16 protein-coding genes are annotated in these 21,416 nt (G+C 68.9%); 7 read left to right on the forward strand and 9 right to left on the reverse strand.

The window, feature by feature from the left end:
- Positions 1-10: 10 nt before the first annotated feature.
- Positions 11-2,083 (reverse strand): PhoX family protein, encoded by a 2,073-nt coding sequence (locus ACWCRB_RS14475; RefSeq protein ID WP_450996341.1) that lies wholly within the window; start codon positions 2,081-2,083, stop codon positions 11-13.
- Between the two features lie 322 nt (positions 2,084-2,405).
- On the opposite strand from ACWCRB_RS14475, the gene ACWCRB_RS14480 reads away from it, so the two are divergent.
- A complete protein-coding gene (locus ACWCRB_RS14480; protein ID WP_450996342.1) occupies positions 2,406-4,184 on the forward strand; it encodes a VWA domain-containing protein in 1,779 nt (592 codons plus the stop codon).
- A gap of 168 nt (positions 4,185-4,352) precedes the next feature.
- Positions 4,353-6,077 (forward strand): methionine--tRNA ligase, encoded by a 1,725-nt coding sequence (gene metG, locus ACWCRB_RS14485; protein ID WP_450996343.1) that lies wholly within the window; start codon positions 4,353-4,355, stop codon positions 6,075-6,077.
- A 9-nt stretch (positions 6,078-6,086) separates the two neighbouring features.
- Here metG and ACWCRB_RS14490 read toward each other — a convergent pair whose 3' ends face one another.
- Positions 6,087-6,539, reverse strand: a complete 453-nt coding sequence (locus ACWCRB_RS14490) for a hypothetical protein (RefSeq protein WP_450996344.1) — start codon at positions 6,537-6,539, stop codon at positions 6,087-6,089.
- 278 nt (positions 6,540-6,817) lie between these two features.
- Between ACWCRB_RS14490 and ACWCRB_RS14495 the strand changes: the two genes are divergently transcribed.
- Positions 6,818-7,183 carry a PH domain-containing protein gene (locus ACWCRB_RS14495; protein WP_235476740.1) on the forward strand — a complete coding sequence of 122 codons (366 nt, stop codon included), beginning with the start codon at positions 6,818-6,820 and terminating at the stop codon, positions 7,181-7,183.
- 79 nt (positions 7,184-7,262) lie between these two features.
- Here the strand turns inward: ACWCRB_RS14495 and ACWCRB_RS14500 are convergent, their stop codons facing one another.
- From ACWCRB_RS14500 to aspS, 4 genes are all read right to left on the reverse strand, one after another.
- Entirely contained in the window at positions 7,263-8,618 is a 1,356-nt protein-coding gene (locus ACWCRB_RS14500; protein ID WP_450996345.1) for an MFS transporter, read from the reverse strand.
- Positions 8,619-8,797: 179 nt separating this feature from the next.
- Complete coding sequence (locus ACWCRB_RS14505; protein WP_450996346.1) at positions 8,798-9,793, reverse strand: intradiol ring-cleavage dioxygenase; 996 nt, start codon at positions 9,791-9,793, stop codon at positions 8,798-8,800.
- A gap of 153 nt (positions 9,794-9,946) precedes the next feature.
- A complete protein-coding gene (locus ACWCRB_RS14510; RefSeq protein WP_450996347.1) occupies positions 9,947-10,864 on the reverse strand; it encodes an intradiol ring-cleavage dioxygenase in 918 nt (305 codons plus the stop codon).
- 120 nt (positions 10,865-10,984) lie between these two features.
- On the reverse strand, positions 10,985-12,748 hold the full coding sequence (gene aspS / locus ACWCRB_RS14515) for an aspartate--tRNA ligase (RefSeq protein ID WP_450996348.1): 1,764 nt from the start codon (positions 12,746-12,748) through the stop codon (positions 10,985-10,987).
- 292 nt (positions 12,749-13,040) lie between these two features.
- Here aspS and ACWCRB_RS14520 point away from each other — a divergent pair, with 292 nt between their 5' ends.
- The 4 genes from ACWCRB_RS14520 (at position 13,041) to ACWCRB_RS14535 (ending at position 17,590) form a co-directional block, all read left to right on the forward strand.
- The gene (locus ACWCRB_RS14520) at positions 13,041-15,185 is read left to right on the forward strand and encodes a SpoIIE family protein phosphatase (protein ID WP_450996349.1); all 2,145 of its coding nucleotides are present in this window, start codon (positions 13,041-13,043) and stop codon (positions 15,183-15,185) included.
- Between the two features lie 66 nt (positions 15,186-15,251).
- Positions 15,252-15,968 (forward strand): cytochrome P450, encoded by a 717-nt coding sequence (locus ACWCRB_RS14525; protein WP_450996350.1) that lies wholly within the window; start codon positions 15,252-15,254, stop codon positions 15,966-15,968.
- On the forward strand, positions 15,874-16,647 hold the full coding sequence (locus ACWCRB_RS14530) for a cytochrome P450 (protein WP_450996351.1): 774 nt from the start codon (positions 15,874-15,876) through the stop codon (positions 16,645-16,647). The genes ACWCRB_RS14525 and ACWCRB_RS14530 overlap by 95 nt, the downstream gene beginning before the upstream one ends.
- A gap of 73 nt (positions 16,648-16,720) precedes the next feature.
- Positions 16,721-17,590, forward strand: a complete 870-nt coding sequence (locus tag ACWCRB_RS14535) for a BRO-N domain-containing protein (RefSeq protein WP_450996352.1) — start codon at positions 16,721-16,723, stop codon at positions 17,588-17,590.
- 90 nt (positions 17,591-17,680) lie between these two features.
- Here the strand turns inward: ACWCRB_RS14535 and ACWCRB_RS14540 are convergent, their stop codons facing one another.
- The 3 genes from ACWCRB_RS14540 to ACWCRB_RS14550 all read right to left on the reverse strand — a co-directional run bounded on the left by ACWCRB_RS14540 (position 17,681) and on the right by ACWCRB_RS14550 (position 21,405).
- Positions 17,681-18,652, reverse strand: coding sequence for a pirin family protein (locus ACWCRB_RS14540; protein WP_450996353.1), 972 nt, complete (start codon positions 18,650-18,652; stop codon positions 17,681-17,683).
- 128 nt (positions 18,653-18,780) lie between these two features.
- The gene (locus ACWCRB_RS14545; RefSeq protein ID WP_450996354.1) at positions 18,781-20,736 is read right to left on the reverse strand and encodes a YncE family protein; all 1,956 of its coding nucleotides are present in this window, start codon (positions 20,734-20,736) and stop codon (positions 18,781-18,783) included.
- 204 nt (positions 20,737-20,940) lie between these two features.
- Positions 20,941-21,405, reverse strand: a complete 465-nt coding sequence (locus tag ACWCRB_RS14550) for an SseB family protein (RefSeq protein ID WP_235476750.1) — start codon at positions 21,403-21,405, stop codon at positions 20,941-20,943.
- Between the last annotated feature and the right edge of the window lie 11 nt (positions 21,406-21,416).

The raw sequence follows: 21,416 nt of genomic DNA on the forward strand, positions 1-21,416 counted from the left end.
TACCGTTGGGTCAGCTGCCGATGTCGCAACCGTCCTTGCGCCACACCGCGACGACCGCCGGGCGGACGTACGTGCCCGGGCCGTCGGGCCAGGTGCTGGCCGGGGCCTCGACGGTCGCGCCGGTGATCTCGCCCGGGTGCTGCACGGCGACGAGCACCTGGCGCTCCCCGATGACCGGACCGCAGGTCTCGGCGCCCTTCGGCACGGTCAGGAACTGCTTCAGCTCCCCGCGCCTGGCACCCTGGGTCGCCACGCCGAACAGGCCGTCGTGCGAACCGAGTTGGGCACCGTCCGTGGAGATCCACAGGTTGCCGTGCGGGTCGAAGGCCACGTTGTCCGGGCAGGAGATCTGGCTGACGTCGTCCTTCGGGAAGCCCGCGAAGTAGGTCGCCGGGTCGTCCGGGTCGCCCGCGACGAGGAAGAGCAGCCAGGCGAACGAGGTGCTCTCCGGCCGGTTCCAGCGCTCGGTCAGCTCCAGGACGTGGCCGTGCTTGTTGGCGTTGCGCGGGTTGGGCTCGTCGGCCTTGGCGTTCGTACCGACACCGCGGTTGGTGTTGTTGGTGAGGGCGACGTAGACCTTGCCGGTCTTCGGGTTGGGCTCGATGTCCTCGGGCCGGTCCATCTTGGTGGCGCCGACCTTGTCACCGGCGAGCCGCGTGAAGACGAAGACCTCTTCGGCACTCATCCCCTCGACGTGCGAGACGGCACCCTTGGCGGTGGCGGTGGCCAGCGGAATCCAGGTACCGCTGCCGTCGAACTCACCGTCGGCGGGCAGCTTGCCGGTGCCGTCGATCTCGATGGCGGGGGAGTCACCGGTGAGCTTGGCGACGTAGAGAGTGCCCTCGTCGAGCAGAGAGAGGTTGTGCTCGCGGACGGACCGCGAATCCCCGTGCCGCATCCGCTTACTACTAACAAATTTGTAGAAGTAGTCGAAGCGCTCGTCGTCGCCGGTGTAGGCGACGGGACGCCCGTCGGAGGTCAGCCGGATGGTGGCACCCTCGTGCTTGAAGCGTCCGAGGGCGGTGTGCTTGCGGGGCGTGGAGGAGGGGTCGTAAGGATCGAACTCCACCACGTAGCCGAACCGGTGAACCTCGTTGGGCTCCTGGGCGACGTCGAACCGCTTGTCGAACCGCTCCCACTTGCGCTCGCTGGCGCCGGTGCCGATGCCGTACCGCTTGTCGGTGGCGCTGGAGGCGTTGGCGAAGTACTGGTTGAAGTTCTCCTCGCCGTGGAGGGTGGTCCCCCACGGGGTGGTGCCGCCGGCGCAGTTGTTGAGCGTGCCGAAGGCCTTCCGCCCGGTCGGGTCCGTGGAGGTCTTGAGGAGATCCGACCCGGCGGCCGGTCCGGTGATCCGGAACTCGGTGGTGGCGGTGACGCGCCGGTTGAGCGGGTGGCGGGGTACGGGCGTGAGCTTCCCGGTCCTCCGGTCCCCCTCCACCACCACAGCGGAGAGCCCGTGCGCGGCCCAGGCGATCTCGACCTGCTCGCGGGTGGGGTTGGCGGCGTCGTAGCCGCGGAACATCAGGATCTCGTCGGTGTACTCGTGGTTGGCGACGAGGATCTTCTGGTTGCCGTGCAGGGGGAGCAGGGCGAGGAAGTCGTTGTTGTACCCGAACTGACCGGCCTGCGCGGCGGCGGTCTGGTTCTCCGGGTCGAAGGCGGGAGCACCCTTGACTATGGGCTCACCCCAGCGGATGACGACGTTCTGGCTGTAGCCGCCGGGGATCGTCACGGCGTCGGCGGTGTTGGGCTCGACGGCGGTGAAGCGCAGGCCGCGCGGCACGGAGGAGTGGGAGGGGCGCGGGTGACCGGAGGTGGCCGCGGTGGCTGCTTCCGCACCCTGGGCGCCGGCGACGTTCACGGCGGTACCGGCCGCGGTGGCCACGGTGACGACGGCGGCGGCCCGCATCACGGAACGGCGGCTGAGGGCGCCGGCGATCACATCGCCGACGTATTCGTTGGTACTGGTGTTGGGAACCTCGTGGAAGCAGGCGTCACCACACCGGAAACGGCAGGTCATCGCGGACCGGCCACCCGGATGCGATTCGGACGGCGATCCGATCAACGGCAGCAGCTTGCGCACTTTACTCTCCCCTTGGTGTCCCCATACGTGCCCTTGGTGTCAGCGTGAACCTAGGGGGGCGGGGGTGCAGGGGCGGGGCCGCCGGGTGAACGGACGGTGAACCTGTGGGAGCGGTAAGGGTGTTGGGGACGCGAATGGCATGCTCGCGGCCTGGTGGGGAGGGGGACGGGGAGGGGACTTCGAGGTTGGCGGAGTGGCACCCTTGACGTCCGTCGGGTTCCGTGAAAGACCCAGCCCAAGATCGCCAGCGCGGCCCGCTAACCTTACGTGTCCGTCCTGGCCAGGGATTGACGGGCTACAACTCACGTGAAGGGTTGCGCACATGGGCATTCTCACTCTCCTGCGGAACGCGTTCGGCAAGTCACGCAAGGGGCGGGACGCCGAGGCGGCGCCCGCGCGGGAGGCGGAGTCGGCTCCTCAGCAGGAGGCCACCGAGCCGAAGATTCCGGCACCGTCCCCGGAACCGACCCTGACGGAACCCCCGAAAACCCCGGAAGCGACCATCCCGGCACCTGCGCCGGAGCCCACTCCGGCCCCCGCCCCGTCATCGGTGGTGGACGACCTGGTGTCGGCAGCCTTCGACAACGTAACGGTCCCGAAGCCGGCGAAGCCGGTGGACGAGGCTGAGGCGACGCCGGTGGCGATCGAGGCGGAGCCGGTTACCGCCGAGGCGGAGCCTGCGGCAACTGAGGCGGAGCCGGCGGCTGAGGTTGGGGCGGAGGCGGAGGCGGAGGAGAAGGCTGAGGCGGAGGCCGAGGTAAAGGCTGAGCCGGTTGCCGAGGGCGAGGTGACGCCGGAGCCCGAGCCTGAGGTTGCGCCTGAGGCTGAGGCTGTCGTCGAGGCGACCTCCGAGCCGGAGCCGGTGGCCGAGGTGACCCCCGAGCCCGAGGTTGAGCCGGAGGTCGAGCCGGTCGCCGAGGAGCCGACGCCGGAGGCCGAACCTGAGGCCGAGCCGGTGGCCGAGCCGGTGGCCGAGGCCGAACCTGAGGTCGAGCCGGTAGCCGAGGCCGAACCCGAGGTCGAGCCGGTAGCCGAGGTTGAGCCCGAGGCCGAGCCTGTCGCCGAGGAGCCGACGCCGGAGGCCGAACCCGAGGCCGAGCCGGTGACCGAGGCCGAACCCGAGGCTGAGCCGGTAGCTGAGGTGACCGAGGTCGCTCCGGAGCCGGAGCCGGAGCCCGAGGTCGAGGCTGAAGCGGTCGCCGAGCCCGAGGCGGAGGCGGTCGTCGAGACGACCCCCGAGCCCGAGGTCGAAGCGGTCGCCGAGGAGTCCGCTCCCGAAGCCCCGGAAGTGACGGCGGAGCCGGAAACGGAACCGGAGTCCGTGTCCGAGCCTGCTGACGACCTGGAACCGGCAGCCGCCGACGCGGAGGAAGCCCCACAGGGGCCACCCGCACCCGACAACGAAAGCGCCACGGGCGGTGCGGGTGGGAACACCGACACGGCCGATGGCGAAGCCGAGGCCGAGACCCCCGTCCCCGCAACCCTCCTCACCGCCTACAACGCCGCCACCGAAACCCTCACCACCCTCAACCTCACCAACACCCCCGCCAAGATCTACCTCGTCCTGGACCGCAGCGCGTCAATGCGCCCGTACTACAAGGACGGCTCCGCCCAGGCCCTCGGCGAGCAGACCCTCGCCCTCGCCGCCCACCTCGACCCCGACGCCCAGGTCCACGTCGTCTTCTTCTCCACGGAACTGGACGGCACCGGCGAGCTGACCCTCCCCGACCACGAGAACAAGATCGACGAACTCCACGCCGGCCTCGGCCGCATGGGACGTACGAGCTACCACGTGGCCGTCGAGGAAGTCCTCACGCACTACCAGAAGTCCGGCACCACCGACCCCGCCCTGGTCGTCTTCCAGACGGACGGCGCCCCGGACGCCAAGACCCCCGCGACCCAGTCCCTCACGGACGCGGCGAAGAGCCACCCGGCCGTCTTCTTCTCCTTCGTCGCCTTCGGGGAGCAGGACAACAAGGCCTTCGACTACCTCCGCAAGCTGAAGACCGACAACACGTCCTTCTTCCACGCGGGCCCGACCCCGCGCGAACTGACGGACACGGAGCTGTACGAGGGCGTACTGGCGAACTGGCGCCCGTAGCGCAAAGACACCGCACGCACCCACCACCCCGCACCACCCCGCCCGCCTCCCACCGAGCAAAAACGGGAGGCGGGCGCCCCATACCAGTCGGCTACGATTTCAAGGTTCGTAGACGGTCCAAACACACCAAAACCGTCACTCCATGTAGCGACTTGGGAGCAGCCCGCAATGGCTCGACACCTCATCACCAGCGCCCTTCCGTACATCAACGGGATCAAGCACCTGGGCAACATGGTGGGGTCCATGCTCCCGGCGGACGTCTACTCCCGGTACCTGCGGCAGCGCGGTCACGACGTCCTCTACATCTGCGCGACGGACGAACACGGCACCCCGGCCGAGCTCGCGGCCAAGGAGCAGGGCATCCCCGTGGCGGACTTCTGTGCGCAGGCGCACGACGCGCAGAAGGCGGTGTACGACGGGTTCGCGCTGGCCTTCGACTACTTCGGGCGGAGTTCCTCCCCGCAGAACGTCGAGATCACGCAGCACTTCGCCCGCCGGCTCAACGAGAACGGGTTCATCGAGGAACGCGCGATCCGGCAGGTGTACAGCCCCGCCGACGGCCGCTTCCTCCCGGACCGGTACGTCGAGGGCACCTGCCCCCACTGCGGCTACGACAAGGCGCGCGGCGACCAGTGCGAGAACTGCACCCGCGTCCTCGACCCGACCGACCTGATCAACCCCCGGTCCGCGATCTCCGGTTCCACCGACCTGGAAGTCCGTGAGACCAAGCACCTCTTCCTCCTCCAGTCGAAGCTCCAGCACGAGGTCGAGGAATGGGTGGCCGCCCACGAGGGCCAGTGGCCCCACCTCGCCTCCTCGATCGCCCGCAAGTGGCTGACCGAGGGCCTGCACGACCGCGCGATCACCCGTGACCTCGACTGGGGCGTCCCGGTCCCGGCGGACACCTGGCCGGAGCTGGCGGCGGAGGGCAAGGTCTTCTACGTCTGGTTCGACGCCCCGATCGAGTACATCGGCGCGACGAAGGAGTGGTCGGACCTCGACCCGGAGAACCGGGACTGGAAGTCCTGGTGGTACGAGGCGGACGGCGGCGACAACCCCGTCCGGTACACGGAGTTCATGGCCAAGGACAACGTCCCCTTCCACACTGTCATGTTCCCGGCCACGGAACTCGGCGTCCGCGAGCCGTGGAAGAAGGTCGACGTCGTCAAGGCCTTCAACTGGCTGACGTACTACGGCGGAAAGTTCTCCACGTCCCAGAAGCGGGGCGTCTTCACCGACCAGGCCCTGGCCATCCTCCCGGCCGACTACTGGCGCTACTTCTTGATCGCCAACGCCCCCGAGTCCGACGACTCCTCCTTCACCTGGGAGCACTTCACCGCCACGGTGAACAAGGACCTGGCGGACACCCTCGGCAACTTCGTCAACCGTGTCCTCTCCTTCTCGAAGAAGCGCTTCGGCGACGAGGTCCCGGCGGGCTCGGCGGCCGGCGAGGCGGAGACGAAGCTGGGCGAGCAGATCGCCGAGCTGCTCGCGGAGTACGAGAACCAGCTGGAGGCGCTCCAGTTCCGCAAGGCGGCGGCCGCCCTGCGCGCCCTCTGGTCGGCGGGCAACTCCTACCTGGAGGAGAAGGCCCCCTGGCTGGAGATCAAGACCGACCAGGACGGCGCGGCCCTGACCCTGCGTACGGCGATGAACCTCATCCACCTCTACTCGGTGGTCTCGGAGCCCTTCATCCCGACGTCGTCGGCGACGATGCGCGCCGCGTTCGCGCTGGGGGGCGACACCAGGACGTGGATCACGGCCGAGGAGGCGAAGTCCCTGTCCACCGTCCCCGCCGGCACCGCCTTCACGGTCCCGCCGGTCCTGTTCGCGAAGCTGACGGACGAGGACCTGGAGACGTACAAGGAGCGCTTCGGCGGCGCGTCCGAGTAGCCGCACAGGTCACGCGGTGACCCCGAACCGCCCGTGGACTCCCCGGAGTTGACGGGCGGTTCTGTCCACCGCCTCGTCATCGGCATCAACATCGGCACCCGGCGGACCGGACGCCTGCCCGAGAGCGGCGCGGGCGGCCCGTACGTACTGGAGCCCTTCCACAGCGGTCTGCCTCGCGAGCGCGTACTCGGCGGGAGTGCGGGCGGTGGCCAGCTGGCCCCGGGCGGCATGGTGGCGTCCGGTCGCCTCGGCCAGCGCCTGCGCGGCGGCTTCGTCGGCGCCCGGCCGCAGCCCGGCCAGACTCCCCCCGAGCCGTACGACCCACCGGTTGGCCTCGACTTCCGCGTCCAGCCCGGACAGCCCTGACGGAACCGCGTACACCCCCGCCTGCCTGCGCAGCAGCACAACGGAAGCCACCGCTCCGACAATCAGCAGCAGCGTGAGCGGAACGACGATTCCCATGGCTTCCTCCAGCGGGTGCGAGTACGACAGTCCCCATGGAACGTGCCCCCTCTGTGCACTCCCGACGAGAAGTCTGTGCGTCGCCTGCGAACCTCCCGTGGACGCTCCCGATACCCGCCGATCTCCGCATGTACGGAATCTCCCGCTCCTCTAGGCAGGCCCCTCTTTCAGCGGATATACAGTGCGAAGATCATGTGAAGCAAGTGGCATACAGCTACTTACAGTTGCTTACTGAGACATGCGTGGACATCTGCGTCCACTTCCTGGGGGATTCATCCATGGCACTTTTCGGCAACGCGCACACCGTCGACCCGACGGCCGCCCAGCAGGACTACGCCCGGCTGCTCGGCCAGAACGAGCAGGTGCACGCCGCCTACCAGCTGGTCCGCGACACCATCCTGTTCACCGACCGCCGGCTCCTCCTGGTCGACAAGCAGGGCATCACCGGCAAGAAGGTCGAGTACCACTCGGTCCCGTACCGCAGCATCACCCACTTCGCGGTGGAGACCGCGGGCACCTTCGACCTCGACGCCGAACTCAAGATCTGGATCTCCGGCTCCCCGACCCCGGTCCAGAAGACGTTCACGAAGGGCGTCGACATCTACGAGGTGCAGGCGATCCTGACGCAGTTCGTGGCCAAGTAGCCACGCGCGGAACCTGCGGACAACCCGCCGAGGCGCCCGGGGTGTGTTGACCCCGGGCGCCTCGCCGTTGCCCACCGACTCAGGACGCGACCGCGCTGGTGCTCGGCGCGACCCCGGACCTCGTGCCCCCGCGGGTGTTCCTGATGGCGAAGACCCCGATCACCGCGAGCAGTGACGCGGCGGAGAGTGTGTACAGGCCGCCGTTCGTGCTGCCGGTCGTGTCCTTGAGGTAGCCGAAGAGGAAGGGGGAGACGAAACCGCCCAGGTTTCCTATCGAGTTGACCAGCGCCAGGCCCGGCGCGGCGACCTTCAGGTCCAGCCCGGACTGGGCCATCGGCCAGTACAGGGTGGCCGCGCACTTCCCGCCGACCGCGGCGAGCGTGAGCGCGGCGAGGCCGAACCAGGGGGAGCCCAGGGTGGCGAGGAAGGTGCCGACGGCCGACAGGACCAGGGCGACCGCCAGGTAGGGGCGGCGGTCGGGGGCCTTGTCGGTGAAGTGGCTGACCGTGTACATCGCGATCACCGCGCAGATCCACGGTACGGCCGTGAGCAGCCCGACCTGGAAGGACGACAGCCCGCCGATGTCGTCGACCAGGCTCGGCAGCCAGAAGGTGATCGCGTACCCGGTGAGCGCCATCGCGAAGAAGACGCCGGTCAGCAGGGCGACCTGGGGGTGCAGGATGAGCTTGATCCGGGACACCTTCGGGGCGCGGGCGCGGGCCTCCTCGTCACGGGCGACCGCCGTGCTCAGCGCCGTCTTCTCCTCCGGAGTCAGCCAGCGGGCGTCCTCGATGCGGGAGACCAGGAAGAACCCGGCGACGAATCCGACGAGGATCGAGAAGACGCCCTCCAGCGCGAACATCCAGCGCCAGCCGGCGAATCCGCCCGTCCCGTGCAGTTCGAGGAGCGCCCCGGTGATCGGGCCGGTCACGATGTACGCCGTCGCCGAGCCGCCCAGGAAGATCGCGCTCGCCCGGCCCCGGCTGGAGTCGGGCAGCCACTGGGTGAAGTAGAGGAGCACGCCGGGGAAGAAGCCCGCCTCCGCGACACCGAGGAGGAAGCGCAGGACGTAGAACGTCGTGACGTTGTGGATGAAGCACATCGTCACGATCACCAGACCCCAGGTGATCATGATGCGGGTGAGCCAGACCCGGGCACCGAACCGCTCCAGGAGCATGTTGCTGGGCACCTCGAACAGTGCGTACCCGATGAAGAAGAGCCCGGCGCCGAGCCCGTACGCGGTGGCGCTCACCCCGACGTCGGCCCGCAGCTCGTCCTGGACGAAGCCGACGTTCGTCCGGTCCATCTGGTTGACCAGCAGCATCAGGACCAGGATCGGCAGCATCCGGCGCAGGAACTTGCTGACGGCCCGGCTCTCGGCGTCGGACACCTGACCGTCGGGCATCCGTCCGGCGGGCACCACAGCTTCTGACATCGTTGTCTCCCTCTGTGCATATACGTGAACAGCAATCACGTACACGGGCATCGGAGGAGACTACGGAGGCCGCAGTTCCGGGTCAATGGGTTGGGTCGACGCACATATATGTGAACGAACGGCGAAGGCCCGGAACCTGGGGGAGGGTCCCGGGCCGCCCTTCGCGGGCCGTACGTCCGTCAGCTCGCGGAAGCGGAGGGCGAAGCCGTGTCCGTCGCCGACTCGGACGCGCCCGGCTGCACCGCGTCGTCCGTGCCGGTGTGGGTCGCCTCGGGGTCGACGCCCATCGTGATGGAGCCGATCACACCCTTGGCGATGTTCTTCTTGTCGTACTTCAGCTCGAGCAGACCGCCCGTGGTCCCGCTCTGGTCGTAGATCGTGTCCTCGGTGAGCGTCGTGCGCTCGGTCGTCGACGTCGAGTACGGCTCGACCTCGGCGGAGGCGAGCACCGACTCCTCGTCGAAGAAGAACTGACCGGTGTGGCAGGTGGTGCCGCCCTCGTAGCCGGCGTCCGTCCAGGTGCCGTCCACGTGCACCTTCGTGTGGATGTGGACGCAGCGGCCCCGGTACCAGCCCGGGAAGATCGTCTTGAAGGTGACCCGGCCCTGCCGGTCCGTCTTCCAGGTGCCGCGCAGGTAGCGCTTATCGTCGGTGGGCTCCTCGTGGCCACCGCCACCGCCCGTACCGCCGGAGGGGGCGCCGGACGGCGCGTCGGTCGGCGGCTCACCCGTCGGGGTGCCCGAGGGGGCGTCGGTCGGGGCGCTGCCGCCACCGCTGGAGAGGCTCTCGTAGCCGGAGTACAGGCCCAGCGCGTCACAGTGCCAGACGTCGACGGCCGCGTTGACGATCGGCTTGCACGTCTCGGAGTCGATCACCCGGAGGCTCAGGGTCAGCGGGATGCCTTCCTTGTCCTCGGTGATGTCCTGGCGGAGCTTGTCCGCGTCGATGTAGTACGGCCCCTCGGTGGTCTCGGAGGTCAGCGTGTAGCAGACCTCGGAACTGGTGCTGGTGCTGGAGGCCTTGGGGGTGGGGGTCTTCTTCCCCGTCCCGCCCGCGAACGCGCCCGCGGCGACTCCGCCCGCGACGCCCACCGCGGCGACCGCGCCGGCGCCGGTGACGACGACCTTGCGACGCGTCAGATCCCGTTTGTGCTTCGGCCCTTGGTTCTCTGTCATGGCTCGGAATTTAGGTAAGACGCCTGTCAGGACCATGGGAAAGGACTGTGCTTTCCTTTGCCTTTTCATGGATCTTCGGAGAATGCGCAAAAGGGGCGAGAAATAGCCGTCTATTTCCCACCCCCTTGCATTAATTAGGTAAGGCTTGCCTAATTAATTTTCCTCCTCCGGTGCCACGCCCATCGTCAGCTCGGCGAGAACTCCGCGCCCGATGTCCGTCTTCTTGTAGCGCAGCCGCAGCAGCCCGCCCTCGGCCCCGTTGTCCGGGTAGATCGTGTCCTCGTCGAGGGTCGTCCGGGTGGCCGTGTTCGTCGAGTACGGCTCCACCACCGCCGAGAGCAGCACCGACTCCTCGTCGAAGAACAGCTGGCCCGTGTGGCAGGTGTGCCCGCCCTCGTAGCCGGCGTCGGTCCAGGTGCCGTCCACGTGCACCTTGACGTGGATGTGGACGCAGCGGCCCCGGTACCAGCCCGGGAACACGGTCCGGAAGGTGACGAAGCCGTGCCGGTCCGTCTTCCACGTACCGCGCAGATAGCGCTCGTCGTCGGTCGGCTCCTGGTGGCCGCCGGGCCCGCCGGGGCCGTCCGTGGGGGGCGGACCTGTGGGGACGTCCGTCGGCGCGTCGGTGGGCGGGGTGCCGCCGCCACCGCCACCGCCGTTGCCCATGTCCTCGTAGCCGGAGTAGATGCCGAGCGCCGAGCAGTGCCAGATGTCGACGGCCGCGTTCCGCACCGGCTTGCAGGTCTCGGCGTCGATCACCTTGAGCCTGAGGGTGAGGGGGATGCCCTCCTCGTCCTCGGTGACGTCCTGCCGGAGCTTGTCGGCGTCGATGTAGTACGGGCCCTCGGTGGTCTCCGTGGTCAGTACGTAGCAGGCCTCGGGCGTACCGGTGGGGGTGCCGGTGGGGGTGCCGGAGCCCTGCGCCCCGGTCGCCTCGGGCGCTCCCTGTGCGGAGGCGAGCCCGGCGCCCAGGGCCGCCACCGCCGTGGCGGTCACCGCTGTCGCGCCACCGGCGACAACGACTCTGCGGCGCGTCAATTCCCGTAATTCTTGCTGGGGGGTGTCAGTCATGGACCCGGAGATTATGAATGGGACCTGTCAAAGAGCTGTGATTTCCCGGGTTTCCTGAGCACCGCATGAGAATGGCTCGGAATCGCCGCCGATTCCGAGCCACCCTCAAATACCGCCCCTTTACTTGGCCTGCGGCTTGCGCACCGAAATGTGCAGCTCCCGAAGCCGTGTCTCCTCCAGCTCCGTCGGCGCGCCCATCATCAGGTCCTGGGCGTTTCCGTTGAGCGGGAACGCGATCGTCTCGCGGATGTTCGGCTCGTCCGCGAGGAGCATGACGATCCGGTCGACGCCGGGCGCGATCCCGCCGTGCGGAGGGGCGCCGAAGCGGAACGCGCGGAGCATGCCGGCGAACTTCTCCTCGACGGTCTCGCGGTCGTAGCCCGCGATCTCGAAGGCCTTCAGCATGATCTCGGGCTCGTGGTTCCGGATCGCGCCGGAGGACAGCTCCGTACCGTTGCAGACGATGTCGTACTGCCAGCCCAGGATGTCCAGCGGGTCCTGGGTCTCCAGGGCCTCAAGGCCGCCCTGCGGCATGGAGAAGGGGTTGTGGGAGAAGTCGATGGCGCCGGTGTCCTCGTCCTTCTCGTACATCGGGAAGTCGACGATCCAGCAGAACCGGAAGACGTTCTCCTCGAAGTGCCCGGCACGCTTGGCGGCCTCGACCCGCACCGCGCCCATGATCTTCGAGACCTCGTCGTACTCGCCCGCGCCGAAGAACACGGCGTGACCGGCCGACAGCGACAGCCGCTTGGTCAGCTCGGCGACGTTCTCCTCGGTGAGGAACTTCGCGATCGGACCGGACAGCGAACCGTCCTCCGTGACCCGCACCCAGGCCAGGCCCTTCGCGCCCAGCGTGACGGCGAAGTCGCCGAGCTGGTCGAAGAACTTCCGGGGCTGCGACGACACGTCCGGCACCGGCAGGGCGCGTACGTGCTTGCCGGCGAAGGCCTTGAACTCCGAGCCCTCGAAGACGTCGGTGATGTCGACCAGCTCCAGCTGGGCCCGCAGGTCCGGCTTGTCGGAGCCGTACTTCAGCATCGACTCGCGGAACGGGATGCGCGGGAAGGGCGACGTGACCTCACGGCCGCCGCCGAACTCGGTGAACAGCTCGGTCATCAGCCGCTCGATCGGCTGGAAGACGTCCTCCTGCTCGACGAAGCTCATCTCGACGTCGAGCTGGTAGAACTCGCCCGGCGAACGGTCCGCACGCGCGTCCTCGTCACGGAAACAGGGCGCGATCTGGAAGTAGCGGTCGAACCCGGAGATCATCAGCAGCTGCTTGAACTGCTGAGGCGCCTGCGGGAGCGCGTAGAACTTGCCCGGGTTGAGGCGGGACGGGACGACGAAGTCGCGGGCACCCTCGGGGGAGGTCGCGGACAGGATCGGCGTGGCCATCTCGTTGAAGCCCAGCGCGGTCATCTTGTGCCGGATCGCCGAGATGACGGCCGTACGCAGCATGATGTTGCGGTGCATGCGCTCGCGGCGCAGGTCCAGGAAGCGGTACTCCAGGCGCCGCTCCTCGTTGACCCCGTCCTCGGTGTTGATCGTGAAGGGCAGCGGCTGGGCGGCGCCGAGCAGCTCCACCTCGCCGACCTCGACCTCGACCTCACCGGTGGGCAGCTCGGAGTTGATGTTCTCCGCGCCGCGCGAGACGACCTTGCCGTCGATCCGGACCGTCGACTCCTTGGAGACCTTGTCGAGGGCCTCGTAGGCGGGAGTGCCGGGGCGGGCGACGAGCTGCGTGATGCCGTAGTGATCGCGGAGATCGATGAAGAGGATGCCGCCCAGGTCGCGCCGATTGTGCAGCCAGCCGCTCAGCCGGACGTCACTGCCGACGTCAGAGGCGCGTAGCTCGCCGCAGGTGTGGGACCTGTACCGATGCATCGTCGTTCATCCAGCCTTCGCGGATCGGGGATGGGATCAGGGTCGGGGTCGTGGCCGGGGCCGGTGTTTCACGTGAAACACCGGAACGCCGTAACCTCGAAACCTTGAAAAGCTCAGCCCCAGGGTACCGGCCGCCCCGATACCGCTTCCCCGCAATTGTTCGCACGCGTACCCTGTACCGCTTCCGCGCAGCTTGCCCCGGCCCGCACAGCCAGGTATGCACAGCATCCACACAGCTTGGCCTGTACAGCTTGGGTGGCACGCTGCGATCACCTCTCCATAAAGTGGGTCAATGCGCACTGGTGAGCCCCTGCCCGCCGTGGGGGACGTCCTGGTCGCCCTCGCAACCGGCATGTGGCATTGGGACACAGCAACAAATCTGGTCACGCTCGACGCCGAGGCGGCCCGCCTGCTCGGCCTGCCCGCCGAGCCGACCACCCTCACGGAGGCCGCGGCCCGGGCCCGGCTCCACCCGGTCGACTGGAACGAGATCGGCGGGGTCATGCAGCTCGCCGTCACCGAGGGCACCATCGCCGAGACCCGGGCCAGGGTCATGGACGACCGAGGCCGGGTGATCCGTACCGTCCGCAGCAGGGCGAAGCCGCACTTCGAGGCCGACCGCAAGGCGTACGACGTACTGGGCACCCTCCAGGAGGTCACCGAGCCCGCGCCGGGCACCGCCGCGCGCACCCCCGTCACCGGTGACTGGCGCCGCTCCCGCGAGGCGTTCCTGCTGGACGCGGGCCGGGCACTGGCCGAGGCACGCTCCACGGAGGAGGTGCTGCGGGTCGCGGCGGGCCTGTCGATGCCGGGCTTCTCACCGGACGGCCTGGCGGTCTTCGGCGTCCAGGGCGACCGCCTCACCGTGATCGGCCACCACGGCCAGCGCCCCGGCGACGAGCGCCCCTTCTCCCACATGCCCCTGGAGACCGACTACCCGGCCGCCGAGGTGGTCCGCACCGGCCGGGCCGTCTACCTCTCCTCCCCCGAGGCCTACAAGGCCCGCTACCCCACCGCCTGGCCTCTCGCACAGGTCTTCGACCGCCAGTCCTGGGCGTTCCTGCCGCTGACCGTCGCGGGCCGCACGATGGGCGCCTGGATGGCCGGCTTCGCCTACCCGGTCAGCTTCACCCCCGACGAACGCTCGGTCCTGACCACGGTCGCCCGGATGCTCGCCCAGGCCCTGTCGAGGGCGGGAGTGGCGGAATCGGAACGGGAGCTCACGGACGGCCTGCAACGCTCCATGCTGCCGACCCTCGGCCCCGAGATACCCGGCATGGACGTCGCCGCCCGCTACATACCGACCGGCGGTGGCCTCCAGGTCGGCGGCGACTGGTACGACATGATCCCGCTGCCCGGCCGCGGCCGGTTCGCCCTGGTCATCGGCGACGTCCAGGGCCACGACGTCCGCGCCGCCGGTCTGATGGGCCAGCTCCGGATAGCGCTGCGCGCCTACGCCTCCGAGGGCCACCGCCCCGACGCGGTCCTCTCCCGCGCCTCCCGCTTCCTGCACGGCATCACCCACGACCAGGGGAGCGGCGACCTGCGCTTCGCGACCTGCCTGTACGTCGAGGTCGACCCCTCGACCGGGGTCCTGGAGATCGCCCGCGCGGGCCACCCGGACCCGGCGATCCGGATGTCGGACGGCACGGTACTGACCCGCCCGACCGCCGGCGGCCTGCCCCTGGGCATCGACCCGGACGCCGACTACCCCACCACGCTCCTCGCCCTCGAATCCGGCGAGACGATGCTCCTGTGCACGGACGGCCTGATCGAGACGGGCGGCCACGACCTGGAAACGGGCTGGCAGCGCATCCGCAGGACGCTGGAGGAGCACAAGGGCGACAAGGGGGATGCGGACAACGACCTGGAGGGCCTGGCCGACGCCCTGGTCCAGGCCGTACACGGCCCCTCCTCCCACCACACCACGGGCCCGCTGGCCGACCGCCGCGAGGACGACATAGCGCTGCTGCTCCTGAGCCGCCCGGAGGAGTGCGTGACGGACGGCACCGCACCCCCGAAGGCACGCCCCACGGTCCGCCGCACGATGCTGACGATCGCCCAGGCGGAGCCCGAGCGGGTCGCCGTGGCCCGCCAGCAACTCCGCGAACAGCTCCACGACTGGCCCAGCCCCGACCAGGTCGACTCGGCCGTCCTCCTGATCTCCGAAACAGCCACCAACGTCCTGGTCCACACGGACGCCGACGCCCTGGTCGTCGCCGAGGTCACAGGCGCCCCCGGCAGCCGCCGCATCCGCGTCGAGGTCACAGACGTGAGCGACGACCTCCCGCACAAGCGCCGCCCGGGCGAACTGGCGTCGTCGGGCCGGGGACTGATGCTGATCGAGATGCTGGCGGACGCGTGGGGAGTGGACCCGCGGGGCGAGGGGAAGAGCATCTGGTTCGAGCTGTATGAGAAGGAGGGGGAGGAGGAGTAAGCGCAGGGCGGGGATGGTCCGAAAGAAGGATGCCCCCGGGCGCCGCGAAAAGCGGATGATACGACCATGACCGTCGCGCGCACACGCCCCGGAAGCAGCACCGCACCCACCCCCACCGGTCACCCCCTGCTGGGCTCGGCCCTCGACCTCCGCCGGGACCCGCTCGGCACCTTCGTCCGCGCCCAGCGGGAGTACGGCGACGTGGTCCGCATGACGGCCGGCCCGCCCGGCCTCCGTACGGTCATGTACTGCGTCTTCTCCCCCGAGGGCGCCCAGCAGGTCCTGGCCACGCAGGCCACCAACTTCCGCAAGGACAACGTCTTCTACGAGGAGATACGCCAGACCGGGGGCAACGGCCTCCTGACCAGCCAGGACGACGTCTACCTCCGCCAACGGCGCCTGATCCAGCCCCTGTTCACCAAGAAGCGGGTCGACGGTTACGCCGCGACGATCACCGGCGAGGCCGAGGCGACAGCGGAACGCTGGCGGAACAGGCCCGAGGTGGACGTCGTACGGGAGATGGACCGACTGGCGCTGCGCACGGTCGCCCGTGTCCTGTTCGGCGCGGACGTCGAGACCGCGGTGGACGTCATCAACTCCAACTTCCCGGTCATCAGCGCGTACATCACAGGGCGCGCCTACTCCCCGCTCAGGCTCCCGCGCACCTGGCCCACCCCCTCCAACAGGCGTGCGGAGGAGGCGACCCGGGCGGTGTACGAGGTCTGCGACCGGATCATCGCGGCGCGCAGAGAAGAGAGAAGAGAGAAGAGAAGATACAGGTGAAGCCGGTGACGACCTGCTCTCTCTCCTCTCCCGGGCATCGAACGAGGAGGACGGCAGCCTCGACGCGACGGAACTCCGCGACCAGGTCCTGGTGTTCCTCCTCGCCGGCCACGAGACGACGGCGACGTCACTGGCCTTCGCCCTCCACCTCCTGGCCCGCCACCCGGAGGCAAGGGCGAGGGCGCAGGAGGAGATCGACGCACTGCCGTCGCAGCCGTTCACCGCTGCGACGGCGGACCAACTCCCGTACCTGACAAGGGTCCTGAAGGAGACGATGCGTCTCTACCCGGCCGCTCCCCTCGTGGGCAGGCGGGCGGTGGAGGAGACGGAGATCGACGGTCACGTCATCCCTGCGGGCGCGGACGTCCTGATCGCGCCCTGGGTCACCCACCGCCACCCGGCCCACTGGACCGACCCCGACCGCTTCGACCCGGACCGCTTCACCCCCGACCAGGAGACCGCCCGCCACCGCTACGCCTGGCTCCCGTTCGGCGGCGGCCCACGCGCCTGCATCGGCCGCCACTTCTCGATGCTGGAGTCGGTACTGGCCCTGGCGGTCCTGCTCCGCGAGTACGACATCGAGACACCGGACGTGGACCTCCCGGTGACGTCGGCGGTGACGTTGCAGGCGGTGGGGGAGGCGCGGGTGAGGGTAAAGGCGAGGGCGCATATCCACTAAAGGATGAACATCGTTGCTATGAAAACGAGTTGCGCCTCCAGCTGCCTAGATTCCGGGGCGGAGGTGATGCTCGATGAACGAGCAGAACAACACGCGCAAAGACGCGATCGACATCAACGACTTCGTGTACGCGGCCACGGGGGCGCGGGTACGGAGGCTGACGCTGCCGGACGGGACGCACTGGTTTCCCGCGGCGGACGTACTCAACAAGCTGGGGTACATGAACCCCAGGAAGACTCTGGCGGACCATGTCCCCACAGAGCACCGAGAGGCTCTCGAGACCGTAACTGGAAGGCACGGTCTCAGCGTTCCCGCAGGTCGGGAGTGGCGCCGAGACATGAATCTCGTCGATCTCCAGGGTTTGATCCGGTTGGTCAACGGCTGCACCAAACCGTCGGCACAGCCCTTCAAAGCCTGGGTCACCGAAGTAGTCGTCGCTGTCCAGCGCGACGGCTCCTACTCCCTCGAACCCGCCACCCTGCAACCCACCCCGACCACCGTCACCGCCTACGCCGTCCCCCAACAACTCGCCGACGCCCTCGTCCGTCTCGAAGAACGTGTCGAACGCCAGGACGAAGCCCTGCGTCACATCGACACCAAGCAGAACGTGATCGTCGACCTGCTCCGCGACATCACCCAGACCCTCCGCCGCACAGGCGACCGCACCCGCCAGGTCCAGGCCCCGGAGCTGACACCCCAACAGCTCCTGTCCAACTGGAAGTCCAGGAACCTCGTCGTCACCGAGGACGTCCACAAGGTCGCCGCCCACCTGGCCCCGGCACTGCTGCACGGCGGCGCCAACTACAGCGTGGAGGAGATCTCCGTGCACACCGAGCTGTCACCGGACCGCGTCCGCCACAGCCTGGAGCTGCTGTCCGAGCAGGGATGCGTACGCGAGGCCGGCCGCACTCCGGACGACACTCCGTTCTACGTGCTGCCGTAGTCCAGTAACGCCGAAGACAGACGGGCCCGAAGTCGCAAAACAAGGTTGCGACTTCGGGCCCGTTCGTACAGTACTGAACTTTTCTACGGTCTACAGACCACCCTCGGACATTCCATGCACCGCCGGCACAGTTCCCAGCCGGCCCTTCTGGAAGTCCTCGAACGCCTGCTCAAGCTCCGCCCTCGTGTTCATCACGAACGGGCCGTAGTGCGCCATCGGCTCGCGGATCGGCTGACCGCCGAGCAGGACGACCTCCAGGTCCGGTGTGTTCCCGTCCTGCTGTTCGTCCGCGCGGACCGTCAGGGACGAGCCCGCACCGAAGACCGCGGTCTGGCCCTGGTGGATCGGGCGCCGGTCCGGGCCGACGCTGCCGCGGCCGGCAAGGACGTACGCCAGGCCGTTGAAGTCCTCGCGCCAGGGGAGCGTGACCTCCGCGCCCGGGGCCAGCGTGGCGTGGACGAGGCTGATCGGGGTGTGGGTGATGCCGGGGCCCTCGTGGCCGTCCAGCTCGCCCGCGATGACGCGCAGCAGCGCGCCGCCGTCGTGGGACGTGAGGAGCTGGACCTGGCCGCCGCGGATGTCCTGGTAGCGCGGGGCCATCATCTTGTCCTTGGCCGGGAGGTTCACCCACAGCTGGATGCCGTGGAAGAGGCCGCCGGAGACCACGAGCGACTCCGGGGGCGCCTCGATGTGCAGGAGGCCCGAGCCGGCCGTCATCCACTGGGTGTCGCCGTTGGTGATGGTGCCGCCGCCACCCTGGCTGTCCTGGTGGTCGAAGATCCCGTCGATGATGTACGTGACGGTCTCGAAGCCGCGGTGGGGGTGCCAAGGGGTCCCTTTCGGCTCCCCGGGCTGGTACTCCACCTCGCCCATCTGGTCCATCATGATGAACGGGTCGAGATGGCGGTAGTTGATCCCCGCGAACGCCCGGCGCACCGGGAAGCCCTCGCCCTCGAAACCGCTCGGCGCGGTCGTCACACCGATCACGGGACGCGGCACGGCGTCGGCCGGAGCGGCCACACGGGGCAGGGTCAGCGGGTTCTCGACGGTCACTGCAGGCATGTCGGGACCTCCTTGTGCGGCCAGTTTAGTTGATTATTGAACTTCCTGCTACCCCTAACAGAGGAGGCCCGGAGGGCATTCCCTCCGGGCCTCCCGAGCCGACCGAGGGCGACTGATCCACTGATCTGCTAGTTGCTGAAGTACAGGTACTTCCAGGATCCGTACGCCGTCGAGTTCACGTTGTCCCCGGAGGTGCCGTCGACGTAGACCGACCGGATCCGTGCCTTGATGCCGGCTTCACCGGGCGCCCCGAGCCGCACCGCGGACTTGCCGTTCGTGGCGACCGCGAAGTACTCGGAGGCCGTGGTGTACCACGTGCCCTGGTAGAGAACCTGCAGGTCGAGGCGCTGCTTGCGGCCCGGGTAGTAGTTCATGGTCGTCGTGAGCACCGGGTCGGTGTTCTTGCGGAACCAGTAGTACGACTGCGAGCCGATCCGGCCGGTCTTGTAGTGCTTGGAGACGGCGGTGGAAACCCTGGCCCGGCCGTACGCGGTGGACCTGACCGTCCGGGGCGCGTAGCGGGCGTCGCCCTTGAAGACCGCGGTGACGATCATGTCCCGGGTCATGTCCACGGTCGCGGAGAGGTTGCCCGCCGAGTTGACCTTCCCGGTCTTCAGCAGCTTCTTGGGCCGGTCGGTGCCGTACGGGTCGACCCAGATCTCGACCGTGCGGTTCTTGTACGTCGCCCCGAGGTGCGCGGTGAAGGAGACGTCCTTGCCGTAGTCGTACGTCTTCTTGTTGTTGTTCAGGGTCAGCGCCGGCGTCGTACGAGAGACCTCCACCTTGTCGGACGCGGCGGCCGGCACATGCTCGGCGTCTCCCGCGTACGACACCTTGTAGGTGACCGTGCCGCCGGCCGGCGGGGAGTTGGTGAAGGAGTACGTACCGTCCTCCTTGACCTCGACGGAGGGCAGGGCGTGGCCGCTCGGGCTGTCCAGGTCGGTGCGGGTGACCTGGAGCCTGGTGCCGGCCGGCAGTTCGTCCGCCGTCAGCTTGCCGGTCACCGTGAGCGGCTTGGTGCGCGTCGCCTTCGCCGGGGCGTTCACCGTCAGGGTCGGGGTGTTCACCGTCGGGCCGGTGAGCACCTTGAGGGTGTAGTCGTTCTCCGGTCCCGTGAGAGCGAAGATCCGTGAGGAGTCCGGAGCCCAGGCCAGGTCGGGTGTGTCCTGCGTGCCCGCCGTGCCGGTGACGTAGGTGCGCCGCGGCGCGGTGGCGTCGGGCCGGTACACGGCCACCTTGGCGCCGTCGACCTGGGCGACCAGTCCGTTCGGCGCGATGTCGGCACGCCGCCCGGCGGGATAGGAGCCGACGGCGGTGAACTTCCCGTCCGCGTACGCGTCCCGGTCCGTGCCGTTGACGAGCACCTGCGAGGCGCCGGGCACGAGGTCGATGTCGTCGATGCCGTTGTTCAGCGTGTAGTCGCCGAAGTACCAGGCGGTCAGCTGCGGTGCGGTGCCGGAGACGTCGAGGACCGCCATCGAGTCCGAGGACGAGTAGGTCTGGCCGACGGCCAGCACACCGGGCGCGGACGGGTCGGTGTCCAGGAGTGCGGGATGGCTGAGGTTGACGTTGTGCCCCTCGGGAAGCTGCCCGAGCGTCACCGGATCGGTACCGCTCGCCGGATCCACTGCCGGGTCCAGCGAGCCCAGGTCGCCGTCCGACTGGTCGCCATATGTGAACCAGACCTTGCCGCCCGCGAAGGCGACGTACCGCGGGCCGAGGTCGGTGGCGATGGTGTGGCGGGCCTTGATGTCGAGCGTGGCCGCGTCCAGGACCACGATCTCGTGCCGCTCCGAGTCCGCCGCGTACAGGGTGGCACCGTCGTCGGACACCGCCAGGTCGAAGACCCAGCCGAGACCGTCCACCGAGTCGACGAGGGCGCCGGTGTAGTCGGCGGCGAGGATCTTTCCGGCCCTGGCGTCGCCGACGAAGACCCGCTGGAGGGCGGCGTCCGTGACGATGCCGCCGGGCGCGGACACCGAGACAGTTGCTGCCGAGGCGGGCCCCGCCGCCACGACGCTCAGCGCGGCCGAGCTGAAGAGAACCGCGAGTGCTGTCGCGGTCGAGATGCTGCGCGTACGCACAGTACTGATACCCCCACAAGGAAACCCGGTGGCTGACCGGGAGTCGAAAGCGCCGCGCGACACCCAGGCACGACCGCCAAAGGCGGTGGCATGTGGGGCGCGGCTGCCAGGAGGAACCTTATGGCATGCCTGTGACAACAGCAGAGGGGTTTTCCGGCACGGGCAGGGGGATTTCCGGGGCCGGGGAAGACAGGGGGACGACCCTCAGCCGTACATCCTGCGCATCGCGAACTCCACCATCTGTTCGACCGCCTTCGCGTCGAACACCATGCGGTGCTCGCCCTCCATGTCCACGACGAAGCCGTAGCCGGTCGGCAGCAGGTCGATGACCTCGGCGCCGGTGATCACGAAGTACTTGGACTCCTTGCCGGCGTAGCGGCGCAGCTCCTTCAGGGAGGTGAACATGGGGATCACCGGCTGCTGGGTGTTGTGCAGCGCCAGAAACCCGGGGTTGTCGCCGCGCGGGCAGTACACCTTCGACGTGGCGAAGACCTGCTGGAAGTCCTCCGCCGACATCGAGCCCGTCGTGAAAGCGCGCACCGCGTCCGCGAGGGACGGCGGGGACGGCTCGGGGTACAGCGGCGGCTGCTGGCCGTACCCGCCCGGCATCTGCTGCTGCGGCTGGGCGTACTGCTGCTGCGCCCCAGCGTTCTGGTCATAGCCGTACATGCGCGCAAGAG

The sequence above is a fragment of the Streptomyces sp. NPDC002156 genome (genome assembly GCF_053593675.1).

Bases quoted from the DNA above. Each gene is read 5' to 3' on its own strand.
- ACWCRB_RS14480 (WP_450996342.1), top strand. From the start codon at position 2,406: ATGGGCATTCTCACTCTCCTGCGGAACGCGTTCGGCAAGTCACGCAAG.
- metG (WP_450996343.1), top strand. From the start codon at position 4,353: ATGGCTCGACACCTCATCACCAGCGCCCTTCCGTACATCAACGGGATC.
- ACWCRB_RS14490 (WP_450996344.1), bottom strand. From the start codon at position 6,539: ATGGGAATCGTCGTTCCGCTCACGCTGCTGCTGATTGTCGGAGCGGTG.
- ACWCRB_RS14495 (WP_235476740.1), top strand. From the start codon at position 6,818: ATGGCACTTTTCGGCAACGCGCACACCGTCGACCCGACGGCCGCCCAG.
- ACWCRB_RS14500 (WP_450996345.1), bottom strand. From the start codon at position 8,618: ATGTCAGAAGCTGTGGTGCCCGCCGGACGGATGCCCGACGGTCAGGTG.
- ACWCRB_RS14505 (WP_450996346.1), bottom strand. From the start codon at position 9,793: ATGACAGAGAACCAAGGGCCGAAGCACAAACGGGATCTGACGCGTCGC.
- ACWCRB_RS14510 (WP_450996347.1), bottom strand. From the start codon at position 10,864: ATGACTGACACCCCCCAGCAAGAATTACGGGAATTGACGCGCCGCAGA.
- aspS (WP_450996348.1), bottom strand. From the start codon at position 12,748: ATGCATCGGTACAGGTCCCACACCTGCGGCGAGCTACGCGCCTCTGAC.
- ACWCRB_RS14520 (WP_450996349.1), top strand. From the start codon at position 13,041: ATGCGCACTGGTGAGCCCCTGCCCGCCGTGGGGGACGTCCTGGTCGCC.
- ACWCRB_RS14525 (WP_450996350.1), top strand. From the start codon at position 15,252: ATGACCGTCGCGCGCACACGCCCCGGAAGCAGCACCGCACCCACCCCC.
- ACWCRB_RS14535 (WP_450996352.1), top strand. From the start codon at position 16,721: ATGAACGAGCAGAACAACACGCGCAAAGACGCGATCGACATCAACGAC.
- ACWCRB_RS14540 (WP_450996353.1), bottom strand. From the start codon at position 18,652: ATGCCTGCAGTGACCGTCGAGAACCCGCTGACCCTGCCCCGTGTGGCC.
- ACWCRB_RS14550 (WP_235476750.1), bottom strand. From the start codon at position 21,405: ATGTACGGCTATGACCAGAACGCTGGGGCGCAGCAGCAGTACGCCCAG.